Here is a 21,836-nt window from a genome sequence, read left to right as displayed (position 1 = left end):
AGCACTAGCGAGCGAATCGCCGCAACAGTGCGTCGCGCTTCAGATACCCCCACGCGGAGAGCACGAGCAGGAAGCCCACGATGAGACCCGTCTGGACGAACCGATCCGCAGCGAGTTGGGCACCGGCCAGATTGATGAGGAAGTAGGCTGGCAATCGTCCAAGAAACGACACCGCGACCATCTTCCGGATGTCCATCTCGGTGAGTCCGCCGACGAAACAGATGACGTCGTCCGGTAATCCGGGAATCATGAAGACGAAAAAGAGTGCGATCAGCCCTCGTCGCCCGACCAGTGCATCGAACCGTCCGAGAGTCTCGACGCGAACCACCTTCTCGACGTAGGGGCGACCGAACCGCCGGGCGAGCGAGAACGCGACGTAACTCCCGAGTGTCGCGCCGATGACGCTGTAGAGGGTTCCGTAGACCGGTCCGAAGAGGTAGCCACTGCCGAACGCCAGAAGCTGTCCGGGGATGGGTGCGAGGACGACTTGCCCTGCCTGCAACAGGACGAAGACCACCGGTGCGAACAGTCCGTATCCTTGGACGTACTCCCGAAGTGCGTTCGCGTCCGTGAGCACGGGGAACTGTTTCGGCAGGAGGACCGACACGCCAACGAAGAGGATGGAGATGATGGCGAGATACGCGAGCGTCGTTCGTCTGCTCCGGGCAGAGGTGAAGATGCGAATCTCACGAGCCATCTCTAACGGTCGCTGCGAGGCCGACATGGGAAGCTAGCGACTCCCGACCGTGGCCACGCTTCGACAGCGTTCGTCATCGTAGCACGTCGCTACTCCCCCGAGGTCAGATTCGGATGGGTAGAGATAGCTATCACGAGTGCGAGTCCTCATCGTCCCGGTAGAATCCATGGTAGCGACGTTCTCACGCCCCCAGTTTAATCTATGGAACGTGTTCTCTGATGAATATCGTTTGAATTTCATCTTCGTTGTCGGCGACATCTCTACCCCTGTTTGACAGTACTGGTGCAGGTTTCCGTTCATCACGTGGCGGCGTATCCATCGATATAGACACGTGATTTTTGCCGCTAGCGGCTGATTATCGGAAGTGTGGGATTCGACCGAGCCGTTGCCGTCTCACGAATGCAGTCGATACTTCGCACGCTCAGCATGTGGGTCGGGAGGTTGTCACTCCTCTGTCAGTGGCTACTGTACGTCGTCGTGAAACGACTGTCGAGGAACTGGACGCGAGACGAGTCCCTGTGGGTATTCGGCGCGCGTGGTGGCGACGCGTTCGTGGACAACGCCAAGTACCTGTATCTCCACGCCGCCGCCGAACGACCGGGAGTACGTTCCGTCTGGCTTTCGAAGAACCGACGTGTCGTCCGCGAACTACAGCAATCAGGGTACGAAGCCTACTACTGTTACTCGTTCCGCGGATTGCTGGCGAACCTCCGAGCAGGTGTCGTCGTCCTGACGCAGGGACACCGCGACGTCGTCATGCCGTGCTGTGCTGGTGCGAAGACGGTGCTCCTCTGGCATGGGGTTCCTCTGAAGACGATCTCCTGGGACGCGGGGTTTTCGGACGAACCGGCACCGGTCAGAGCTGTCCACGAGTACATGACAGGGGAGTTCGACCGACTCGTCGTCCCAGGAGAGAACCTCACCGAGGTGTTCGAATCGGGGCTTCACATCGATCGTGACCGGATGATAATAACCGGCTATCCTCGCCTCGACCCGCTCTTCGCTGCTGTGCAGGGGAGCGACCTCGGAACGGACGAGGCGTCGTTGCGCCGAGTTCGGTGTCTTTCGCGGGACCAGACCCTCATCTTCTACTTACCGACGTTTCGAGACGATGTAGCTAGCGATATCGCGGTCCACCTCGATTTTCAGAGACTCGAGGATCTTCTGGAGCGAGAGGACGCGTATCTCGTCTTCAAAACCCACCCAGAGGAGCCTTTGAATCCCCCGTCGAACCTTTCGCGGATCATCCCACTGCCGGAACAGTGTGACGTGTATCCGTTGCTCCGATACGCCGACGTGCTCGTCACTGACTATTCCTCTCTCTACTTCGACTACCTGTATCTCGACCGTCCTGTCGTATTCTACCCGTTCGACCGCGACCGGTACGAGAAGACGCGAGGGTTCTACTTCGACTACGATGAAATCACGGTTGGCCCGATAGCCTCGGATTTCGACGACTTGCTCACGGCCTTGTCGTCGACGCTCGAAGACGACTCCGCTGTCACAGCGCGACAGGCAATCAAACAACATCTACTGACCGACGTACGACGCGATGGCCACCAGTCAGCGGCGGTTTGGGATGCGATCGTGGGGTCGTTCACCTCTGCCGAAACTATATAGATTGCTGTGAAAATGGTTGCCACTCTAGAGTTCAAAGACGAACCATATACTAAAAAGAAACATTGAAGTTCGACTGGCCGTACTCGCAGGTAAGGGTGGCAGAACCGCCATAGCAGCCCGAATTCGCGGCTCTGCCCACGGTACCACATGGCACGTACGAGCGTAACGACGGAACGACAGTCGGCGAACGTCGAACAGCATTCCTCCGACCCCGAACGAACCACGGATGTCGACCGGCAGTCGGAATCCAACGGTGACCTCTCTGTCATCGCCCATCGCGGCTTCGCGGGAGTCTATCCCGAAAACACTGTCGCTGCAGTTCGTCAGTCGACGAGCGCACCGGGGAGCACACCAGAGATGGTCGAGATCGACGTCCATCCGACTGCAGACGGGAAGGTCATCGTCTTCCACGACACTCGACTCGACCGATTGACTGAGGCCCCGGAGTCGATCGCGAGCCAGCGTGTCTGGAATCTCCCCTTCGAGACGCTGAACGACGTGTCGATTCTCGGCACCGACGAGACGATACCACGGTTGGAGACCGTTCTCGACGCGATTCCACCCGAGGTCGGGGTGAACGTCGAGTTCAAAAACCCCGGTACGCTCGACGTTCGAACTCGGGAGAACCTGCCGACCGAAGCGCGAGTCAGACAGAAAGAGCTGTGGCTTCCGTTCGCAGACCGCGTACTCTCGACGCTCGCAGAGTACGAGCACGACGTTCTCGTCTCCTCGTTCGCTGAAGGGGCACTCGCGGCAGTCCGCGAGATGGATTCGACGATCCCCATCGCCGCGGTGTTTGCGGAATCCATCGTCGACGGCTTCGAAATCGCCCGCCGATACGAGTGTGACGCCATCCATCCACCGTGGAACATGATCGCCGGAACAGATCTATTCAACGGGGAGTACGGTACTCTCGGCCCGTACGAAGACATCGACCTCGTGGATATCGCACACGATGAAGGCTACGACGTGAACGTCTGGACCGTCGAAAGCTGGTATCAGGCGACCCAGCTCCGTGACGCTGGCGTGGACGGCATCATCGCGGACTATCCAAACATTCTCCGATTTTCTGATGGATGAGACCCTCGACGACTCGCGAGTGAGCTTCACCTAACTGCCACGTAGCCAGCAACGTTATCACGAACTACGTCGCGGTATCGGGTCGGTGTGATTTCATGAAGGGGGTAATTCTTGCAGCGGGGGTTGGGTCTCGACTTCGACCGATCACGCTACACAAGCCGAAGTGTTGTGTGACGGTCGACGGAACTCCGATCCTCGCGCAGCAACTCGGTGCCTACGATGACGCGGGGATAACGAACGTAACAGTCGTCGCCGGTTATCTGGCCGACCACGTCGAGTCCGTCTGTGAGAGTGTCGAAAGTAAGCGCCAGGGTCTCGATGTGACAGTCAGAACGAGCGATGTGTACGCCAACACGGACAACATGTACTCGCTGTCCCTCGCCAGGGAAGAGGTCGCCGGGGAGGAGTTCGTCCTCAGTAACGGGGACGTGGCCTTCGACCCCGATCTCCTCACAGCACTCGTGGAAGCCGACACCGACTGCGCGGTTGCCTGTGACAGTGAACAGTTCGACGAGGAGGCGATGAAAGTCTCCGTCGACGAAGACGAACGTGTCACACACATCGACAAGGCGATTCCCGAACAAGCGGCACACGGCTCGTCCACCGACGTATACAGGTTCTCCGACGAGTTCTCTGCTCTGTTGTTCGACGAGATCACGAGAACCATCGACCGAGGTGACGAGTACGACGCGTGGACCGAGGTCGCCATCGACAGGGTCGTCCGAAACCATCGACACGACCTCTCGGTCGTAGACGTCAGTGAACACGACTGGGTCGAGATCGACGACTTCGACGACCTCCAGGTAGCAGACCGTACCTTCAGTTCGCTCTCGTGGCTCGATTCGAAAGAGGCGATCTTCTTCGATCTCGACGGAACCGTCTATCTGGACGATACCCTCGTCGACGACGCGAGAGCACGCATCGAAACGCTACGGGAATCCGGTGTCGACATCTACTTCCTTTCGAACAACTCCTCACGCTGGAAGGACGAGTACGTGGCGAAGCTGAACTCGCTAGACGTGAAAGCCAGCACCGACGACGTACTCCTCTCGACCGATGGCGTCATCCAGTACCTGCAAGACGTGGGCGACGAGGTGTACGTTCTCGGGACGACAGCGATGCGGGACGCGATGGTCGAACACGGCGTCGAAGTCGGTGTCGAAGACCCCGAACACGTTGTCGTCGGTTTCGACACCGAACTCACCTACGAGAAGGCTCGGAGGGCGACCCTCGCCATCCGCGACGGGGCGACGTTCTTGCTCGCACATCCCGATGCCGTCTGCCCGACAGCAGCGGGGATGGTTCCCGATTGTGGTTCGATCGGTGCGCTCGTCGAACGAGCGACTGACCGAGAACCGGATCGAATCTTCGGCAAGCCGAACACGGAGATGATCCAACACGTCCTCGACAGGGACGGACATGTTCCCGACGACGTCGTCATCGTCGGGGACCGACTGGAGACCGACGTGCAACTGGCCGACAACGTCGGCTGTGAGTCGGTGTGCGTATTGACCGGTGACGCCACTCGCTTCGACGTCGAACGGAGCGACATCTGCCCGACGCTCGTGGCACCGAGCGTCTCCGCGCTCGACGAGTTCGTGACGGGGTCGTCCGAAGCGAGCACACAGCGAGTCGCCGACGAGGAGGCGTCGTGAACGACGTTCGAACCGGGTTCGTGACCCAGACACACACCGGCGACGTATCGTGGCAGGAAGCCATCGAAGAAGGCGCACGTCTCGGGTTCGATTTCGCCGAACTGTACCTGGACGGTGCGACCGAGCGGACGACGCTCGACCCGGAAGCGGTCGCGTCGCTGGCAAGGGACGCCGGTCTCGACTTGCTCGTCCACCTTCCGTTCGTGGACGTCGAGATCGGTTCACCCAGGGCGGGAATTCGAAAGGCATCACGCGATGAGCAGAAGGCGTGCATCGAGATTGCCGCGGAGATGGGTGCCGAAAAGGCAGTTCTGCACGCGAGTTCTCACGCGAGACCGCCGGAGTGGAACGTCGAAGACGTGGAACCACACCTGCTGGAAGCGATACGCGAACTCGACGCGTTCGCTCGCGAACGCGACGTGGAGATCTGTGTCGAGAACCTCCCCGGCGTCCTGTTCACGGTTCACGACTTCGACCGAATCTTCGCAGAAACGGATGCGTCGATGACGTTCGACACGGGGCACGCACGCGTGGACGGGATGGACGCTGAGGACATCGCCTCCTTTCTGACCGGCCACGGCGAGCGAATCTCGCACGTCCACGTCAACGACGCCCGCCGCGCGGCGGACGAACACGTCCCGACCGGTTCTGGCATGCTGGACTTCGAGACGGCGCTCTCCCCGCTTCGGGAGGGGTGGTCGGGTACCGTCTCCGTCGAGGTGTACACCTTCGACTTCGACTACCTCGAACTGAGCAGGCGAAAGCTGGACAGCTATCTCTGAGCGGGTAGACGTGAGAGGCGGATCAGTCGGCGTACAATCGTACCAGTCGGCAATCGGGGCAGAGATAGGCGTTTAGATACTCCGCTTTGAGACCGAGCGTGCCCAAAACACCGCCCGATGTCTTGATCTGAATCCGCTCTTCGCCGAACGTCTGATGTTCCACTGCATCCATCGAAACGTCGCAATCAGGACACGTTGGCATACGTCTGCTGCGCTTCCTGCGGACTTATTTTCTTGCCCATCGTTGGCTCGGGTATGCGCGCAGTCCGATATCACGAACACGGCGGGCCAGAGGTACTCCAAGTGGACGACATCGACCGACCGGAACCGGACGACGACGAACTGCTCGTGGCGGTTCGCGCCGCCGCGGTCAACCCCGTCGATACCTACTTCCGCGAAGGGTCGTACCCGCCCGGCGACCTGCCGTGGATTCCTGGCTCCGACTTCGCTGGCGTGGTCGAGGCGGTCGGCGCGGACGTCGATGGATTCGCCGAAGGCGACCGGGTTTTCGGCACCGGCCTCGGTAACGACCGACCGGGAACGTGCGCGGAGTACGTCACGACACCTACAGACAGGGTCGCACACCTCCCCAAAGGCATCGGATTCGAGGAAGGCGCGGCGGTCGCGCTCGTCGGGGTCACGGCGTGGCGAGCGCTCGTCGATCACGCGGGACTCGAACCTGCAGAGACGTGTCTCATCCACGGCGGAAGCGGCGGCGTCGGTCACGTCGCAGTCCAGTTGGCGGCGGCGACCGGCGCGCGCGTGACGACGACCGCGAGCGAACAGAATCACGACTCGCTCGAAGTCCTCGGTGCAAGAACCATCCTGGACTACGCGCGCGACGACCTCGCGGACGCGGTACGCGCGGCAGGCGAACCGGACGTCGTCCTCGACCATCGACTGGACGACTACCTCCAGTTCGACGCGGACGTAGCCGCGCAGGGCGCGCGCGTGGTCGGTATCGGCAACGTGGACGTGGCGGCAGGCTTCGAGAACGTTCCCGCCGCACGCTCGAAGGAACTCACGTTCACCCTGATGAGCATGTTCAACACCCCGGATATCGCCGCCGTGTTGCAACGGTTGGCCCGCCTGGTGGCAGACGGTGAGATCGTCCCGGAGATCGCGCAGGTCTACTCGCTGGACGAAGTTGACGAAGCCCACTCTGTCGTGATGGAACGAAGTTTCCTCGGCAAACTCGTCGTCGAACCGTAACGACGCGAGATTCTTCGAGATACGCCAGCGCTTTCGATGGTGATAGCGGGAACGGGACGGGTTTTCTGAATGCTGTACTGAACCGGAACGGCACGGATTTCGGATAGATGTACTGAAACGTATCGTCTGAAGGACTCTCGAAACGATGACTCGCAGAACGACGATGTGACCATGACTACGAAAGCCCCGGTCGTTCACGTCGCGAAGCGCCGTGAGCTCGGGAGACGCCGTCTCCCGGTGCGCGCCCCGCTGGGCCGGACTCCCTGTGCTCGTCCGGTCGCCGCTCCCGGTGGTGGCGGCGGTGTTTCCGATGTCAAAAAGTCAGATAGTATTTGAAGAAGTTGGCTACTGCGCTCCTCGAAGTCGATCCCGCCATCGAGATCCGCGGATGCACGTCGTCTCAGATCGTATCGTACCGTCCCAGTCGAGTACCGTCCAGCAGGTACGCCTCGCCGTCCGGTAGTCCCTCGGGAAGAAACGGTGCGAGAAAGCCCTGTCCGTCGACGTTGACCCACGTCCCCCCAGTGAGGTCGTTGAACGCGGGAAAGACGACCAACTCGCCATCGATGGGCAACTCCGCACCTGCTCGCTCCTCGAACGGGTCTGGATCCAGTCCGCCGCGCAACCAGACGCGCTCGATTCGACTGCCGCCGACCGTATCCTCCAGGCGCACGCAGGGATGTTCGTGACCGACGCAGACCACGTCCGCCGAGAGCACGACGGGGGCGGGCCAGGTGTGCCCGTGGACGAATCCAACGTTGCCTAACCGGACGCCGTCGCCCGGCGTCACGTCGCACTCGACCCACGATTCGATGTCGCCGTCGTGGTTGCCCTTCACGAGCGTCACCGGAACGTCGATGGCTTCGAGTAGAACCTCGATCTCGCCGCGCTCCGCACCGCCCGGCCCGGCGATGGAGTGCATCAGGTCGCCCAGGAAGACCACCCGATCCGGATCGGCGTGGTCGAGCAAGGAGTGCATTTGCTCGCGGCGCTCGCTCGCACGGCTGTCGAGGCTGATACCTTGCTCGTAGCGGAGGGCGTCTTCGATTCCGGCGTGGTAGTCCGCAACGACCAGTGCTCGCTCGTCGCCGAGGTCGGCGGTCGCGGCGGGTTCGCCGGGAATCGGTTCGACCAGTGCCATCAGATGGGTTTCAGGGTGTCCTCGCCGGACTCGTAACAACGTCCGGCCATCAGCGCATCCTGCAGAGCATCTTCGACGTCCGCAGGCGTCACGTCGTAGGTTCCCATCACCGCGGCCATCAGGCGTTCGCGCTCCACGCCATCGCCTTCGTTCAGGTCGCGCATGGATTCCATCACCACATTTTCGAGGTTCTCCGGCACTGGCTTTTCGGAATCCTCGGTTTCGGGTTGGGATTCAGGTCCAGTGTCGGTCGCTGGTTCAGCATCCGGTTCGGATTCGGTTGCTGGTTCCGGTTCGGTCTCTATTTCGGGTTCCGGCTCAGACTCGGACTCCGACTCGACTTCGGGCTCCGGTTCGGGCGTTTCGATGTCTGCTTCGCCCGCCGAATCGACTTCCGACCCGGTCGAGAACTCGGTGCCGAACTCCTCTTCGATCCGTTCGCGTTCCCCATCTTCGAACTCGTACATCTCGCCGCTCACGCCCTCGCCCGCCGGTTCGGTGTCGACATCGCCGGACTCGTCAGCGGCCGTCGACGAGTCGGAGTCGAAGTCGCCGAGGTCGTCGGTCGAGTCGGCGTCCGACTCGCTCGCACCGAAATCGCCGAGTTGGTCCCCGGACTCATCGGTGTCGAAGTCACCCAGTTCGTCGCCTGCATCGGACGATTCGATTTCCGTTTCAGTCTCGGACTCGATTGCGTCGGACTCACCTCCCTGCGTGGGTTCGCCACCTCGCTCGGGTTCGCGGGCCGCTGCCGGTGGTGTCGTCGCCTCCGGCCCGGAGTCGGGCGAGGCTTCCGTTTCGGTTGCTGCCGGGGCTTCTTCGGTTTCGGCCTGTGTCTCGGATTCCCCTTCCGGCTCCGTCTCGAACGCCGGTTCAGACTCCGATTCTGTGTCTGTCTCCGCTTCGATCTCGGATGTGACCTCCGACTCGACAGGAGATGCGGGCTCGGATTCGACAGCGGACGGTTCCACTCCGGCGGTTTCGAGCGACCCATCGTAATCGATGGTCGCCTCGCCTGGTTCGTCCGGGTTCGCGGCGAGCGTTCCGACTTCGTCCTGTCCGCCAGCGACAACGCGCGCAGCGTCGAGAGCCACGTCACGAACCGCCGCGAGGTACGGCGTCGTCGTGTGATAGTAGTCGAGTGCGAGCGGGATGCCTGATGCGAGTCCAGTGTCCACGTCGTTCGCTTCGAGCACCTGTTCGAGTGCCGCTCCGCGCTCGCCGGAGTCGAGTGCCTGCGCGAACGTCTGGACTCGGTCTACGGTCTGCTCTGCAGTCTGTACCGTCCAGCGGTCGCGCGTCTCGGCATCGACCGTGTTGATGCTCTCGGGGCGGATGGACGTGTACACCAGATCCGAATCTTCCGGCTGGAAGGTTCGCGCTTTGCCCGTCACGGCGACGAACATCGGCGGGTCGGCGCGTTCGAGGAACGCCAGCGCGTCCGGCTGGTACTGCCCGGCGTAGACGACGAAGCCGCCCGTCGGATCGACGATTCGAGCGCGGAGCACTTCGTCGCCGACCTGTTCGATCTCGGTCAGCACGCCGACGACGAACAGCCGATTGACCCGCGCACCGGTCGGCGTGACGACGTAGTTCGGCGCTCGCTCTTCGTCGCTGTCCGAATGTTCGAGGCTTGCATCGTCGTATTCCGCAGCGAAGATGCGCCACGCGACCTCGCGGCGACCCGCACCACCCTGGGAACTCATGCGTCCACCTCCGAGAGAAGGGCTTTCGCACGTTCTATCGGGTCGTCGTCGGTTTCGGCGAACTCGCTCGCTTCGAGGTTCGCGCCGTAGTCGTCCACCGAGAGGTTGCCCCGGACGCGGAACTCACGTCCGACGATGGTGTCGCGGATCGTGTCGGCGACGACCTCCTGGTCCATCGCGTCCCGTGCCTGCTGGCGAGCCTTGTCGAGACCGCCACCGTACACCTCGGCGGTGAGTTCGTCGTCGAGAATCGCGGTGACGGTGCCGGTTCCGTCGTCGACGATGGCTTTCACCCGGAGGTCGTCTTCGCCATCGACCTGTCCGTGGCTTCGACACTGGCCCTTCTGGATGACCCGCCCGCACTCGGGGCATCGTTGGATGAGACCAGATCCATCCCGAACCGAGACGACGTTGCCGATGACTTCCACGTCGAAGGCACCGCCCGTCTCGACGGCCTCTCGAACCGACATCCGGGTCGCCGTGTCGCGCACGTCTACGTCTCGGGTGAGCGGTTCGATGGTCGTGAACTCCGAGAAGTTGATAGAGGGAACGCCACGGAACTCGCGGACGTAGACGTTCTCGGCACGGATCGTCGCTCCCTCGGACAGTTCGGCGCGAGCTTCCCAGTCAGTGAACGGAAGCCGGGCCGACTCGTCGGCGACGATACCGCTTTTGATGTTCGTTTCGCCATCTCGGCCGTCGATGACGCGATCTTCCACTTCGAGAACGGTCAGTTCGAGTGCGACACCTCTGTCGCCGGGTTCCACGTCTGCAAGCGTCGAATCGCCACCGACCTCGAAAGGAACCTCGATGTCGGTCTCCTCGCGGGTGACGTTGGTGCTCTCGCCGAGGTTGAGTTCTGGGTTGCCTTCCCACTCGCGGACGCTCGCGTTGCCTGCGGTGATAACCTGTCCCGCCGCGAGGCTGAAGTCGTTCCACGCGGTGTAGGATATCTTCCCGGTCTCGTCGGCGAGTTCGCCTTCGAAGATGACCTGTTCGTTCCCTTGATACCGGATCGAGCGTTTGCCGACCGTGAGCACCTTCGCGGTGACGGTGACGTTACCCTCGTCGGTCGTCACGTCGGCGATATCGACGGTCGATGGTTCGGCGCTCTGTCCGCTGCCGCCGCCGTACTTCCGTCGAAGACTCTGTTTGGCTTCGTCTATCGGAACGCTGTACTCGATGAGGTTCTGCAGGTCGGCTTTGACCTCCTCTTTGTCGACGCCGAGGTCGGAGGCAAGCGCCTCGGCATGGTCGTCTACGTTCATCACTCGGAGTTGGGACGGGATGGATTAAAAGTGTTCGTCGTCGCTCGTTTCACGAGAGACTCGAATCGGGACGTGCGTCTCTATCGTGAAATTCGCCCCGCGCAGTTCGAAACCGATCCAGACGAGCAGCGTCAGCAGAGCGATAACTGCCGCGAGTAGTTCGCCGAGCCCGGCCCACATCGGGAGAACGAACCAGAGACTATTCACGGTCTTTCGAGAGAACAGCCCGTGCGCCAATCGTTCGTACACGCCTCGCTCGTCGATATCGGCCGTCGCCGATTCGACGTCAACCTGCTTCGCACTCGGTCCCCTCGCGCTCTCGTCACCGGTTCCCAGTCGTTCCACCTCGTATGGAGAGTAGACGGGGACTTCCCAGATGACCTCGCCGAATCGATTCACTTCCACCACGCGGTTCGCGTTGGTGTCTGCGACGAGCGTGTGACCGTTCGGCAGTCGGTCGGCATCGCGCGGCCACACCATCTCCGAGTCGTTCCACACCCACGACCGGCGCCACTCACCATCGACGCGCTGGTACTCCACGATGCGGTCGTTCAACGAATCGGCGACGACGACCGCCGGACCACCGCGTTCACGGGGGATGTAGTCCGGATTGTGCTGTTCGAACATGACGCTGTAGTTGTCTTCCGCACCGAGCGTCCACGATTCCATCAGGCCGCTCTCGTTCAGGAAGACGACCTGATCCTGGTTTCGAAGACTGGCCATGTACCGACCATCCGGCAGTCGTTCCACGTCGTTGAGGTGCGCCCAATCGACCGGATACGGGCCACCTTCGGTGATGGGGAAATCGTCCTGCGCGTCCCACCGCCACGTCGTGATGTTGGTGGTGGTGTTGACGACGTACACCTGATCCTGGTGGATGTCGCCGACGAGAAGCCGGTCATCTCCAAGCCTGTCCACGTCGTGCCAGTTTGCACCCCTGTCCTGTGGGATGACACGTGAGAAGACGCGGGTCTTCTCATCCGTCGTGAGGTTCACTCGTTCGACGAACGAGACGGTGCATTTCGCGTCGCACGATTTCGCTCGCGCGCCGGTCAGTGGTTTCTCAGCTACGTACTCGACGGTCATCGACTCCGATGGAACCGGATCGACGTCGAAGTAGCCGGTGTAGTTCGCATCGTGATACACCACTCGTCCCTTTGGCCCGAACGCGACGAGTGCAGATTGCTCGCCTTTCATCCCGTGTCCTGCGACGACGGTGATATCTCCGCTCGCCGGAGCGACCGACGTGCGTTCCTCGAAGGGGAGGTTCGACTGGTCGTGGTACTCGCCGACCGCGTCTCGAACCGGGGAGGTCGTGTATGCGTAGCCGATCGTCGCCGAACAGAGGAGAAGCAGGGCGGCGAAGAGTGAGCGATAGATGTTCCGGGAAACCATCGTCCGTCTCGTCTGGGGGAAGGCGCATAAAGTTCCTGATAGCACCGAAAGCGGTTTTCACCGGGGACGCATACGACCGCGCATGCACGTGGTCGTCAACGCCGCGACGAGCGCCGACGGAAAACTCTCCTCGCGGCGGCGAGAGCAGGTCGCCATCAGTGGACCGGACGACTTCGACCGGGTGGACGACCTGCGAGTCGAAAGCGACGCCATCGTCGTCGGCGTCGGGACGGTGCTGGCAGACGACCCCTCGCTGACTGCGGATGGCGGAGCGAACCCGGTTCGCGTGGTCGCCGATTCCCGCGCACGGACGCCCGTAGACGCTCGGGTGCTCGACGACCGGGCGGACACCCTCCTCTTCGTCGCCGAGGTCGCCCCAGACCAGAACGTGAGAGCACTCCAGGCGGCAGGGGCGCAAGTCGTCGCCGCGGGCACAGACCGGGTTTCACTCGACGAAGCGTTCACCGAACTCGAAACACGGGGAGTCGAGCAGGTGATGGTCGAAGGCGGTGGCGAACTCATCTTTTCGCTGTTCGCAGACGGACTCGTGGACGAACTCCGCCTCTACGTCGGGTCGCTCGTCATCGGCGGGCGGGATGCTCCCACTCTGGCCGATGGAGAAGGATTCGCCGACCGCGAGTCGTTCCCGAACCTTGAACTCGAAGACACCGAACGGGTCGACGACGGGGTGCTGTTGCGCTACTCTGTCACCTGAACACGAAGAGAAGTCCCGTCCACCTACACCCAGCCTTCCTGCACGAGCAGTTCGCCGTTCAGGAGACTGGCTCCAGCCGCGCCGCGGATCGTGTTGTGGGCGAGACAGTTGTACTGGATTCCTGCGGGCGACTCCTGTACCCCACCGACTGCGATCTGCATCCCACCGCCGAGGGTGCGGTCGAGTCTCGGTTGCGGGCGGTCGTCGTTCTCGAACACTTCGATGAGCGGGTCGGGCGCGCTCGGCAGATCGAGGGTCGGTGCGTCGCGGAACGCGTTGCGGGCGTCGTCTGCGGTGAGTTCCTCGACCGTTTCCGCCCAGACGTTTTCGAGGTGGCCGTCGAGCGTCGGTACCCGGTTACAGGAGGCCGACACGTCCACGTCGTGGTGGTCGATCTCGCTGCCGTCGAAGGTTCCGAGGAGCTTCCGCGATTCGGTCTCCATCTTCGACTCTTCGCCGCCGATGTGTGGGATGACGTTGTCGATTATCTCCATCGAGGTGACGCCGGAGTATCCCGCGCCAGAGACGGCCTGCAAGGTTGCGACGTGGACGCGATTCAGTCCGAATCGGTCGAGCGCGGCGAGCGTGGGAACCATCGTGATGGTCGAGCAGTTCGGATTCTTCACGAGTGCGCCGTCCCATCCACGTTCGTCGCGCTGGACTTCGATGATGTCCAGATGGTCTGCGTTGACCTCCGGGATGACGAGCGGAACGTCGTCGGCCATCCGGCCGTTCGAGGAGTTCGACGAGACGACGTAGCCTGCCTCGGTGAACTCCGGTTCGACCTCTGCAGCGATACCGGAGGGAAGCGACGAGAAGAGGAGATCGACGTCGTCCGGTACGTCTCCGGGGTCGGTCGCACGAACCGTGATATCGCCGACTGCGTCCGGTATCGGGGAATCGACGCGCCACTTCGCCGCTTCACGGTAGGATTTGCCCGCACTCTCGTCGCTCGCCGTGATCACTTGCAGTTCGAATTCGGGGTGACCGTCGAGCAGTTGGATGAATCGCTGTCCGACCGCACCCGTCCCGCCGAGGATTCCAACGTTGGTACTCATGTGCGATTGGGTAACAACAGGTCGCGCAAGTAGCTTTCGACAAGGTCGGTGTTTGCCGAGAGTGCGATATTTTGGTGACCACCGTCTGCCAGTTATCAGTTTGGTGAACGATCGTTCATCGATATCCAGATATACCGACTGTAGCTTTCGGTGAACTATGGAGCGGGCAACAGTCACCTGTGAACAATGTGGACAGCCGTACACAGCGCGTATCCGGGGAGATGGATCGGTCGTGCTCCCGACAGAGTCTGGTGATTGTGAACGATGTGGCGGGACGGAGTTCTCGCCCCTCGTCGACGAAGCAGCGACCGACGATTGAACCAGTGATCAGATCTCTCTCACGAATCTCTTCACCGTCTCCGAGGAAATCCAGCCAGCAGTCGCTCTCTAGATGTTGTGACAGGTATCGACGAAGCCGTCTCTCCGAGAATTACTCTTTCTTTCGGGTGACGTAGCCTGCGATGCGGTTTCGGACACCCTTCGACCCGATGTTGGTCAGTTTTTCGACGCTCTCTTTGTTCTGATCGAAGTCTTTCGTGAAGGCGTTCGGATATCGCTCCAGCAGGATGGTCCCCGTCTTTTTGACGTAGTCGGGTTTGATTGCCATATCGAACTGTTTCCGACAGCGGGCCTTAAAAGCATTCGTTCGCGTCCGATGCGAGTGAATTGCTATCTCGGTTCTCACCAGTTACCGACTCCCGGTTCACGGAGTGTCCCGTACGCTGACCGCTCTACCGCCGTATCCTGAAGCCGTCTTCACCTTCCGAGTCTCCGTATTCGACCTCTACGTCATCGACGTTTGCGGCGGGACTACCCGTGTGACACCACTCCACCATCTCCTCGACAGCCGCCTCGGGGCCTTCGAAGACGGCTTCGACGCGCCCGTCCGAGAGGTTCTGCACCCAGCCATCGACGCTCTTCTCCTGTGCCGTATCGCGGGTGTTCGCCCGGTAGTAGACGCCCTGTACTCTCCCGGTGACGAAGACGTGTGCGCGAGTTCGGTCTGTCATGGTCGGTCGTTCGAATCCGAGACACAAAATCGTCGGGGCTGTGGTCCAGGGTCATCCGGAAGTATCATCGGATCGTCGTCATTCCTCGGGCGGGGTGTTACCGTCCGTCGCCATTGGTTCGTACGAGAGATGTTTGACCGCGGTTCGTAGTTCGTTCTTCGTGAGACCGAGTTCGCTACAGGCGAACGTCCGGAGGGCAAACAGCGCGCCGATTCCCGACGCGACGGCGATGCCGATGAAACCGGCAGCGAGGGGCAGGATTTCGCTTGCCATATCTCTCGTACCAATGGTCAGTGATGGTATATCTCTATCTAAGTATCAGTTTCGCAAGTAGTGGAACACGTAGGTCTGAGCGTACCCTGCGTACTCGTCGCCGAACTGCTCTCGGATGGCTCGCGAGGTTGCAGTGTACGACCCCTGCTCGCAATGTGGATAGTAATCCTCGATGGCGCTTCGAATCCACGTGTCGAGCGGAACTGCCTGGAGGTAGCCGAGCGAGAACAGCAGGACGCAGTCGGCCACCTTGTCGCCGACGCCGACGAACACGGTCATCGCATCGCGGGCGACCTCGTAGGATTTTCCTCGCACGTCGTCAGGAGACGCTTCGCCAGACGCGACGAGCTCCGCGGTCTGCTGGACGTAGGGCGCGCGATAGCCGAGGTTCAGGTTGCGCAGGTCGGCTTCCGTCGCCGTGGCCAACTGGTCGGGCGTCGGGAAGTCGTAGTACGTCTTTCCGTCGAACTCGATTCGATCTCCGAACTCTCTCGCCAACGCGGTCTGCATCCCGTAGATTCGACTGACGCGCATCTGCGCCGAGCAGATGAAGGAGATGAGACAGGGAAAGAAAGGGTCACGGACGATCCGCATCCCACGATACTTCTCGTATGCAGCTTCGACCAGTGGGTCGTCCGGGGTCGCGTCGATGATCGCGTCCAGATCGTCGTCGAGGCGGAGGAGGGAGACGAGCAGGGGTTCGGCGTCGGTCGTGGCTTCCCACTCTAGCAGGCCGTCCTGCTGGCGAGCACGAACGACTTCGCCATCGACGACGGTGTAGTACCACGCTGAACCGCCGTAGGCGTGCGTCGTCTCGTACATCTGGCCATCTTCGCGTCGCCAGAGGTAGCTCTGGCCGCTCTCGACGGTCGATTGGAGGTCGAACCCACCCGGCAGGTCGGCAACGGGAATCGAACCTGTTTCCATCGCTCCGGGAGAGGGAGCGCGGAAGAGCAAATCTTTCGGTTCGCCACGTCGGTCGCCGCCGGACGCACCCCTCCGTCAGCAACCGACGAACGTGTACCAGATTCGGATATACGTGCTCGTGTGACCTGTCACGAACCGCGTGACGGGCGAAAATTCATACCGCTGGCTGTGTAATTGCCTGTGGGATCATGAACTGCAGAGTTGTCGTCGAAGCCGCGATTCCGGTGTACGATGTAGGGACGCCGGACGAGGCAGTGCGGATCGCCATCTCCAAGACTGGCGAGTTGCTGAACCCGGATCTGAACTACGTCGAGATCAACATGGGCGAGCGTACGTCCCCCTCCGGCGAGGAACTCCCGCCAGCCTTCATCGCCGCCGACGAAGCACTCGTCGCGCTGGAGCTGGAGATGACGGTGTTCAACGTCGAACGGGAGGAACACGCCTCGCGCATCGCACGCAAGGAGATCGGCCAACGACTGGAGAACATTCCACTCACGGTCCTCGAAGTCAAAGTGTTAGAAGACGACGAGGACGACGAGGACGACGAGGACGAGGATGAATCCGAGGCCGACTCCGATGAAAGCACGAACGAGAGTGCAGACGACGAAGACACGAGCACTGAGAGTGCAGACGAAAGTGAAAACGACGAGGACGACGACGTGCTGCCGGAGTTCGAAGACCTCATCGAATAACGTGGCAGTGCGACGTTAGATCCCGATTCGGGTTGCCCCTCCCGTGAGACGAGTGTAGGTCGGTTGAGATGTGATTCTGCGGTGGATGCGATGTTCTGGTGATCGATTTCGATTTGAAGGACACTGACGATGATCGATCCTCGTATCGAGACTACCACTACTGCTCGTACAACCCAGTGGCGAGACTGCAATGGCTGCTCGCGTAATCTAGAGCCGAGAGTGTCGTCACCGCTAACGTTAAGCGGTCTAGTCGTCCCATCGCTCACTCGGTCACTCGTGGCAAGCCACTCGTTCCCTCATTCGCTCGCCCTTCGGATAACAGGTAGTACATTTCAGTACACATTAGTACATCTCACCAGTGTCAGTTTTTCAACCGCATCCGTCACATCGTCACGCGCCCCGCGACAGTTATGAAGGTGACGTAAACGATAACCGACCGGGCGACCAAACCCCTGCCATGACGGAATACACGACGGTTTCAATCCCGAAAGACCTCGCCAACCGCGTGGAGGACACCATCGAAGGAACGAGCTTTTCGAGTACCAGCGACCTCGTCCGGTTTCTCCTGCGGAGTATCGTCATCCAGCACCAGAAAGAGGGCGAACTGACGGAAGCGGAGTTCGGCGAGATCACCGACCAGTTGCGTGAACTGGGGTACCTGAAGTAGCGTCCGAGCGACGACCGGCGACGGAGCTGACTCGCGGTTCCGTACCGGTCGGAGAGACGTCTCCTCGGAGCCACCGACCCAACGATTCGGAACCGCCTACAGCAGTTCCGCAGGCGGCTCCGCATCGAGGACGACGAATCGCTGTTTGCGGCCAGACCTGTCGAAGGCGGCGATGGAATCGGAGCGCCACGGGGGCACCGCGACCAGCATCGCCTCGCGCAAGTCGTCGGTACGGGATACTTCGAGGTGTCCCTGTGGGTGCGAGACGAACCGGCCCTGCGATTGCCCGGCGGGGATGGAGAGATCCATCCCGAAAACGGCGGTGACAGAGCCACCCGTATCTGGTGGGTAGAAGTGGGTGAACACGGGCGTTTCCGGGGGGAGGTCGTCCGCTCCGCGCAAGTCGCCTGCGGGGGTGACCGCCAGTGCGACCGTCACCTTCTCCGGTTCGGCGTCCGCAGCCAGTTCCAGAAGTGCGTCCCTCAATCCGCGAGTTACGAAGACCACGCAAGTCTTTTCGTGTCGATGTGGGATAACGTCATCGCTCAGATGAGTGACTCGTCGGCGAGAAGTGATCGGAAACTGATACCGGGATGCGTTAGAGTTCTAATGACTCCCGTCAGATGGGTGCGAACCGACGCACCGTCGCCGCCAGCAACGATGGATACCGTCTGCGAGACCCGTCGAGCGCGTCTGCGAGTGCCCCAGGAGCGTCGTCGAACACGCCTGCACCGTGTCCGACGAGGATTCGCCGAGGGGTCAGGCCACGGAGTTCCGTCGGTGGCAGGAGTCGAATCATCGGATGCACACCCAACCGCTCGCGGCGGGTTCGGAAGTAATCGGCAGTCCCGACCGATTCGGGGACGACGAGGGTCCCTCCCGTCTCGTCGTACAGTGCGGCCTCTTGCCAGGCAGGATTGTCGAACAGTTTCAGCACCCGAATCCCGGTATCGGCGAGTGTGGTCTCGAACCGGCGGACTGCGACCCCTTCCGCACTCCGTCCGATCCACGTCGGCAGATACAGTGGCACGTCGTACCGTCGCGCGAACACCTCCGCGTCGCGCATGTGCCGGTCGAGAAGGACGACGACCCCTTTGACGTCCCCCAACCCGGCGAACAACTCGTCGAGTCCGGGTGCATCCACGGGGTCGATGAGCCAGACGCCGTCGTCGACCGCTATCGCGTGACTGGCTCGTTGCATCGCTTCGTCCGGATGCGCTATCCATCCGACACCGCCATCCCACCGGTCTATCTCTCGAAATTCGGTCGGTTGAGAAGTCTCTTTCAGCGGCATACAGGCAATAGTACCGAACGAAGCATAAATCGACGGGGCGACGTTTTAAGCGCCATCGCTGTGTACTGCCGGAGTATGCTCTCGGGACTTCGTTGGCTGGCGCTGGAAGTGAAGTATCTCGACCGAGCACGGGAGTTCTACGAAACGACTCTCGATCTCCCGGTTCGAGCGACGAGCGACGACGAGGTACGCTTCGAGGCCGGAGATCACACGCTCATCCTTCGACGACCCAATAGCGTTCCGCGCGGTGGGATACACACGCACTACGCCTTTTCGACGCCCAAAGATCGGTACGACGACTGGCACGACCGCCTCTCTGCTGACTTCGACCTCGTGGAACACCAGTTCGGGTCGCCCCGCTCGTTGTACTTTTACGACCCGGACGGCAACTGCGTCGAGATCGGTGGCACCGACGCAACCGGTGACGATATCACGGGCATCTTCGAGATAGTGCTCGAAGTCGAAGCTATCGACCAAGCGGAACGATTCTACACAGACCTCGGGTTCGAGACGTACAACCGTGGCGCGGAGCGGAAACGAATCCGGATGCGTGGGCCGTTCGACCTCGAACTCTGGGAACCACATCTCGGCATCGCAGATGCCAGAGGCGGCGTTCACGTCGACATCGGCTTCCAGACCGACGACCCGACAGCAGTTCGCCAGACGGCCGAAGACCGTGCGTGCCGCGTCGAAAATACCGATGAAGGCGTTCGATTCCGCGATCCCGATGGTCACTACTTGACGTTCGAAACTGCCGATTAACTGTACTCTTCGAGGGGGATCGCGGCATTCCAGACGTGATCGAACAGCTCTCTCCCCCAGCGAACTGCGCGCTCTGTCTCCGCGACGAACTCGGTTTGCCCATCGTACGAACCATCGAGCGTCGGCAGTGAGAGTAAGAGACCGCCTTCCATCACGCCCAGAGCAAACGAGACGTCGGAAAGTCGAATACCAAGGTGCTCCTCGTCCTTCGCCTCGAACGTTTCGTCGGCGAGGAGATCTTCGTGGACGTTAGCATCGAGAACGAGACGGGAGTCACCGACCCCCTCGTAGAGCGCTTCAGAGTACCGTTCGTTGTAGATGGGTGAGATCACCGACAAGCAATCTGCCTCTCGGAGTCGACGTTCGACTTCACGCTCGGCCCGTGACGGTTGTGTGGCGGTCGCACGGACGACGGTCCCACCGAGGAGGTCGGAGAGGCGGAACCGAAATGGGTCTGGGAGCGCAGTTACGTCGTGCTGTTGCCAGTACTCGGTGTCGATCCGGAGTACTTCCTCCGTCTCTTGCTGTCGTCGGATGAGCGCGGCGACGACCGAACCAGTTCCTGTCACGGCCCAGCGTTTCGTCTGTGGCGCGTAGACCAGATCACAGTCGTCGAGTTCGGTGAGTGCATTGTACACCGCAGATTCGCTCGCGAGGTCACGACTCAGGAGTTCTTGTGTCGAATTACGGCCGTCAGCGATAGATAACAACACGGCTGTGCGTGCCCCTGATCGAAGCACATACTCGACGAGAGACCGTCTTCTTTCCATGGGATACCGAACCGTTGTACCGTATGGTTCTTTTTCCTATCGCTCTCAAAAGGAGATTATCAATTTCCAAACTTCTGGGAGGATTCCAGTGACAATAAAAATCTCTTCGTTTAAAAATAAAATTTTTATGTATGTTCAGAATTGTATTGAAGATTGGCCACCCGATGGTCCCCGCTGACGCATAGTGGCATAGCACTCTCGCCGTGGCACTGTGCTCCCCTCCATCTAGCGCAGCCGTTTCTCAGAGTTCGCTCGTGTCGATCTCGAGATCGGGCGGTGAGATGATGAGAAACTTCCTGAAATGCACTAGATTGCCACCCCGTTTTTTGATGGCCGGTGCGAGGTCGGCTGCGAGTTCGTTCAGATCTCCGTCGATGGCGAGAACGAGCACGTTCCCCCTGTCGATCTCCTCTATCCGCTTTGCGATCGGAGTCGTTCCATCGAAAACACCCAAGACGATTCGCTCGTCTTCGGAGAAATCCATCTCCTGTTCGGCAGACTGCAAGTCGAGGTCGAAATCCGGGTTACTCATGGGAGGTTCCTCTCACCCCCCCGAGAAAAATCCTTGCCTTACTCTTCGTACTCGCGTTTGAAGCCACGGAACTCCGTCCGATGGGCTTCCTCGTCGGCGAGAATGGTCACCCCGAGGTCTTCGGTCACGGGGTCGTCGGCCTCTCGCGCTGCTGATATGAGAGACCGATACGTATCGATGGCGTCCTCTTCGGCATCGAGAACACCATCGATGACCGACAGTACGTCCGTGCTATCTTCGGGTGGTTGAAGCGATTCCTGTCGGGCCTCGAAATCGTAGGAGGCCGGTGGCCGTTCGTCCAACTGCTTGAGTCGCTGGCCGATCATCTCTGCGTGGTTCAGTTCCTCTTGGATGTCTGTTTCGAGACTCTCTCGTACCTCTTCGGCGCTCACGCCTTCGAGGACGACGGAATTCGTCAGGTAGTTCATCACGGTCTCGATCTCGTCACCGTAGGCTTTCCGGAGGAGTTGGGTCACTTCGTTGTTCGTCATGCATCATCAGGTACGACACGAATCCTCCTTAGGATTGTGGCGAACGTGTGAGGCAAGTGTTGCGGCCCACAAAAGGTTTATATCTGATC

26 protein-coding genes are annotated in these 21,836 nt (G+C 60.8%); 10 read left to right on the top strand and 16 right to left on the bottom strand.

The window, feature by feature from the left end; translation table 11 throughout:
• Positions 1 to 4: 4 nt before the first annotated feature.
• Positions 5 to 724, bottom strand: a complete 720-nt coding sequence (locus ACR3FE_RS01240; RefSeq protein ID WP_458204780.1) for a TVP38/TMEM64 family protein — start codon at positions 722 to 724, stop codon at positions 5 to 7.
• A gap of 339 nt (positions 725 to 1,063) precedes the next feature.
• Here ACR3FE_RS01240 and ACR3FE_RS01235 point away from each other — a divergent pair, with 339 nt between their 5' ends.
• The 4 genes from ACR3FE_RS01235 (at position 1,064) to ACR3FE_RS01220 (ending at position 5,834) form a co-directional block, all read left to right on the top strand.
• Complete coding sequence (locus ACR3FE_RS01235; RefSeq protein WP_458204778.1) at positions 1,064 to 2,317, top strand: CDP-glycerol glycerophosphotransferase family protein; 1,254 nt, start codon at positions 1,064 to 1,066, stop codon at positions 2,315 to 2,317.
• A 147-nt stretch (positions 2,318 to 2,464) separates the two neighbouring features.
• Positions 2,465 to 3,397 (top strand): glycerophosphodiester phosphodiesterase, encoded by a 933-nt coding sequence (locus ACR3FE_RS01230; RefSeq protein WP_458204776.1) that lies wholly within the window; start codon positions 2,465 to 2,467, stop codon positions 3,395 to 3,397.
• A 95-nt stretch (positions 3,398 to 3,492) separates the two neighbouring features.
• Positions 3,493 to 5,052 (top strand): HAD-IIA family hydrolase, encoded by a 1,560-nt coding sequence (locus ACR3FE_RS01225; RefSeq protein WP_458204774.1) that lies wholly within the window; start codon positions 3,493 to 3,495, stop codon positions 5,050 to 5,052.
• The gene (locus ACR3FE_RS01220) at positions 5,049 to 5,834 is read left to right on the top strand and encodes a sugar phosphate isomerase/epimerase family protein (RefSeq protein ID WP_458204772.1); all 786 of its coding nucleotides are present in this window, start codon (positions 5,049 to 5,051) and stop codon (positions 5,832 to 5,834) included. Before ACR3FE_RS01225 ends, ACR3FE_RS01220 begins: the two co-directional genes overlap by 4 nt.
• A 22-nt stretch (positions 5,835 to 5,856) precedes the next feature.
• Here the strand turns inward: ACR3FE_RS01220 and ACR3FE_RS01215 are convergent, their stop codons facing one another.
• Entirely contained in the window at positions 5,857 to 6,036 is a 180-nt protein-coding gene (locus ACR3FE_RS01215; protein WP_458204771.1) for a hypothetical protein, read from the bottom strand.
• Between the two features lie 53 nt (positions 6,037 to 6,089).
• Here ACR3FE_RS01215 and ACR3FE_RS01210 point away from each other — a divergent pair, with 53 nt between their 5' ends.
• Entirely contained in the window at positions 6,090 to 7,046 is a 957-nt protein-coding gene (locus ACR3FE_RS01210) for an NADPH:quinone reductase (RefSeq protein ID WP_458204769.1), read from the top strand.
• A 400-nt stretch (positions 7,047 to 7,446) separates the two neighbouring features.
• On the opposite strand, the gene ACR3FE_RS01205 is transcribed toward ACR3FE_RS01210, so the two are convergent.
• Genes ACR3FE_RS01205 through ACR3FE_RS01190 form a run of 4 tightly spaced genes read right to left on the bottom strand, consistent with a single transcriptional unit; the run spans position 7,447 to position 12,556 of the window.
• Positions 7,447 to 8,187, bottom strand: coding sequence for a metallophosphoesterase (locus ACR3FE_RS01205; RefSeq protein WP_458204767.1), 741 nt, complete (start codon positions 8,185 to 8,187; stop codon positions 7,447 to 7,449).
• Entirely contained in the window at positions 8,187 to 9,893 is a 1,707-nt protein-coding gene (locus ACR3FE_RS01200; protein ID WP_458204765.1) for an RPA family protein, read from the bottom strand. Before ACR3FE_RS01200 ends, ACR3FE_RS01205 begins: the two co-directional genes overlap by 1 nt.
• The gene (locus ACR3FE_RS01195; protein ID WP_458204763.1) at positions 9,890 to 11,161 is read right to left on the bottom strand and encodes a Single-stranded DNA binding protein; all 1,272 of its coding nucleotides are present in this window, start codon (positions 11,159 to 11,161) and stop codon (positions 9,890 to 9,892) included. The genes ACR3FE_RS01200 and ACR3FE_RS01195 overlap by 4 nt, the downstream gene beginning before the upstream one ends.
• Positions 11,162 to 11,185: 24 nt before the next feature.
• Complete coding sequence (locus tag ACR3FE_RS01190; protein ID WP_458204761.1) at positions 11,186 to 12,556, bottom strand: aryl-sulfate sulfotransferase; 1,371 nt, start codon at positions 12,554 to 12,556, stop codon at positions 11,186 to 11,188.
• Between the two features lie 82 nt (positions 12,557 to 12,638).
• Here ACR3FE_RS01190 and ACR3FE_RS01185 point away from each other — a divergent pair, with 82 nt between their 5' ends.
• Positions 12,639 to 13,271: a 2,5-diamino-6-(ribosylamino)-4(3H)-pyrimidinone 5'-phosphate reductase gene (locus ACR3FE_RS01185; RefSeq protein WP_458204759.1), complete on the top strand. Its 633-nt coding sequence runs from the start codon at positions 12,639 to 12,641 to the stop codon at positions 13,269 to 13,271.
• A 23-nt stretch (positions 13,272 to 13,294) separates the two neighbouring features.
• Here ACR3FE_RS01185 and asd read toward each other — a convergent pair whose 3' ends face one another.
• Complete coding sequence (gene asd, locus ACR3FE_RS01180; RefSeq protein WP_458204757.1) at positions 13,295 to 14,329, bottom strand: aspartate-semialdehyde dehydrogenase; 1,035 nt, start codon at positions 14,327 to 14,329, stop codon at positions 13,295 to 13,297.
• A 157-nt stretch (positions 14,330 to 14,486) separates the two neighbouring features.
• On the opposite strand from asd, the gene ACR3FE_RS01175 reads away from it, so the two are divergent.
• Positions 14,487 to 14,648, top strand: a complete 162-nt coding sequence (locus ACR3FE_RS01175; protein WP_458204755.1) for a hypothetical protein — start codon at positions 14,487 to 14,489, stop codon at positions 14,646 to 14,648.
• A gap of 111 nt (positions 14,649 to 14,759) precedes the next feature.
• Here ACR3FE_RS01175 and ACR3FE_RS01170 read toward each other — a convergent pair whose 3' ends face one another.
• From ACR3FE_RS01170 to ACR3FE_RS01155, 4 genes are all read right to left on the bottom strand, one after another.
• Positions 14,760 to 14,936 carry a 30S ribosomal protein S17e gene (locus tag ACR3FE_RS01170; protein ID WP_458204754.1) on the bottom strand — a complete coding sequence of 59 codons (177 nt, stop codon included), beginning with the start codon at positions 14,934 to 14,936 and terminating at the stop codon, positions 14,760 to 14,762.
• A gap of 124 nt (positions 14,937 to 15,060) precedes the next feature.
• The gene (locus ACR3FE_RS01165) at positions 15,061 to 15,339 is read right to left on the bottom strand and encodes an acylphosphatase (RefSeq protein ID WP_458204753.1); all 279 of its coding nucleotides are present in this window, start codon (positions 15,337 to 15,339) and stop codon (positions 15,061 to 15,063) included.
• 78 nt (positions 15,340 to 15,417) lie between these two features.
• Positions 15,418 to 15,612, bottom strand: coding sequence for a hypothetical protein (locus tag ACR3FE_RS01160; RefSeq protein WP_458204751.1), 195 nt, complete (start codon positions 15,610 to 15,612; stop codon positions 15,418 to 15,420).
• Between the two features lie 45 nt (positions 15,613 to 15,657).
• Positions 15,658 to 16,539: a DNA-3-methyladenine glycosylase family protein gene (locus ACR3FE_RS01155; protein ID WP_458204750.1), complete on the bottom strand. Its 882-nt coding sequence runs from the start codon at positions 16,537 to 16,539 to the stop codon at positions 15,658 to 15,660.
• Positions 16,540 to 16,727: 188 nt separating this feature from the next.
• Here ACR3FE_RS01155 and ACR3FE_RS01150 point away from each other — a divergent pair, with 188 nt between their 5' ends.
• Both ACR3FE_RS01150 and ACR3FE_RS01145 read left to right on the top strand, forming a co-directional pair.
• Positions 16,728 to 17,231, top strand: a complete 504-nt coding sequence (locus ACR3FE_RS01150; RefSeq protein ID WP_458204748.1) for a DUF555 domain-containing protein — start codon at positions 16,728 to 16,730, stop codon at positions 17,229 to 17,231.
• A 457-nt stretch (positions 17,232 to 17,688) separates the two neighbouring features.
• The gene (locus ACR3FE_RS01145; RefSeq protein ID WP_458204746.1) at positions 17,689 to 17,898 is read left to right on the top strand and encodes a ribbon-helix-helix domain-containing protein; all 210 of its coding nucleotides are present in this window, start codon (positions 17,689 to 17,691) and stop codon (positions 17,896 to 17,898) included.
• Positions 17,899 to 17,994: 96 nt separating this feature from the next.
• Here the strand turns inward: ACR3FE_RS01145 and ACR3FE_RS01140 are convergent, their stop codons facing one another.
• Together ACR3FE_RS01140 and ACR3FE_RS01135 are read right to left on the bottom strand one after the other, a co-directional pair.
• Positions 17,995 to 18,405, bottom strand: coding sequence for a JAB/MPN domain protein-containing protein (locus ACR3FE_RS01140; protein ID WP_458204744.1), 411 nt, complete (start codon positions 18,403 to 18,405; stop codon positions 17,995 to 17,997).
• Positions 18,406 to 18,517: 112 nt separating this feature from the next.
• Positions 18,518 to 19,192 (bottom strand): hypothetical protein, encoded by a 675-nt coding sequence (locus ACR3FE_RS01135; RefSeq protein WP_458204742.1) that lies wholly within the window; start codon positions 19,190 to 19,192, stop codon positions 18,518 to 18,520.
• 75 nt (positions 19,193 to 19,267) lie between these two features.
• Between ACR3FE_RS01135 and ACR3FE_RS01130 the strand changes: the two genes are divergently transcribed.
• Positions 19,268 to 19,954 carry a VOC family protein gene (locus ACR3FE_RS01130; RefSeq protein ID WP_458204740.1) on the top strand — a complete coding sequence of 229 codons (687 nt, stop codon included), beginning with the start codon at positions 19,268 to 19,270 and terminating at the stop codon, positions 19,952 to 19,954.
• On the opposite strand, the gene ACR3FE_RS01125 is transcribed toward ACR3FE_RS01130, so the two are convergent.
• From ACR3FE_RS01125 to ACR3FE_RS01115, 3 genes are all read right to left on the bottom strand, one after another.
• The gene (locus ACR3FE_RS01125; protein ID WP_458204738.1) at positions 19,951 to 20,694 is read right to left on the bottom strand and encodes a helix-turn-helix transcriptional regulator; all 744 of its coding nucleotides are present in this window, start codon (positions 20,692 to 20,694) and stop codon (positions 19,951 to 19,953) included. The genes ACR3FE_RS01130 and ACR3FE_RS01125 overlap by 4 nt on opposite strands.
• A gap of 271 nt (positions 20,695 to 20,965) precedes the next feature.
• Positions 20,966 to 21,256, bottom strand: coding sequence for a DUF5779 family protein (locus ACR3FE_RS01120; RefSeq protein WP_458204736.1), 291 nt, complete (start codon positions 21,254 to 21,256; stop codon positions 20,966 to 20,968).
• A 38-nt stretch (positions 21,257 to 21,294) separates the two neighbouring features.
• A complete protein-coding gene (locus tag ACR3FE_RS01115; RefSeq protein ID WP_458204735.1) occupies positions 21,295 to 21,747 on the bottom strand; it encodes a ferritin-like domain-containing protein in 453 nt (150 codons plus the stop codon).
• Positions 21,748 to 21,836: the final 89 nt, after the last annotated feature.

Source organism: Haladaptatus rarus, assembly GCF_054177585.1.
Note: the sequence above shows the minus strand (reverse complement) of the source record. Positions and strands in the feature narration are given on the sequence as shown.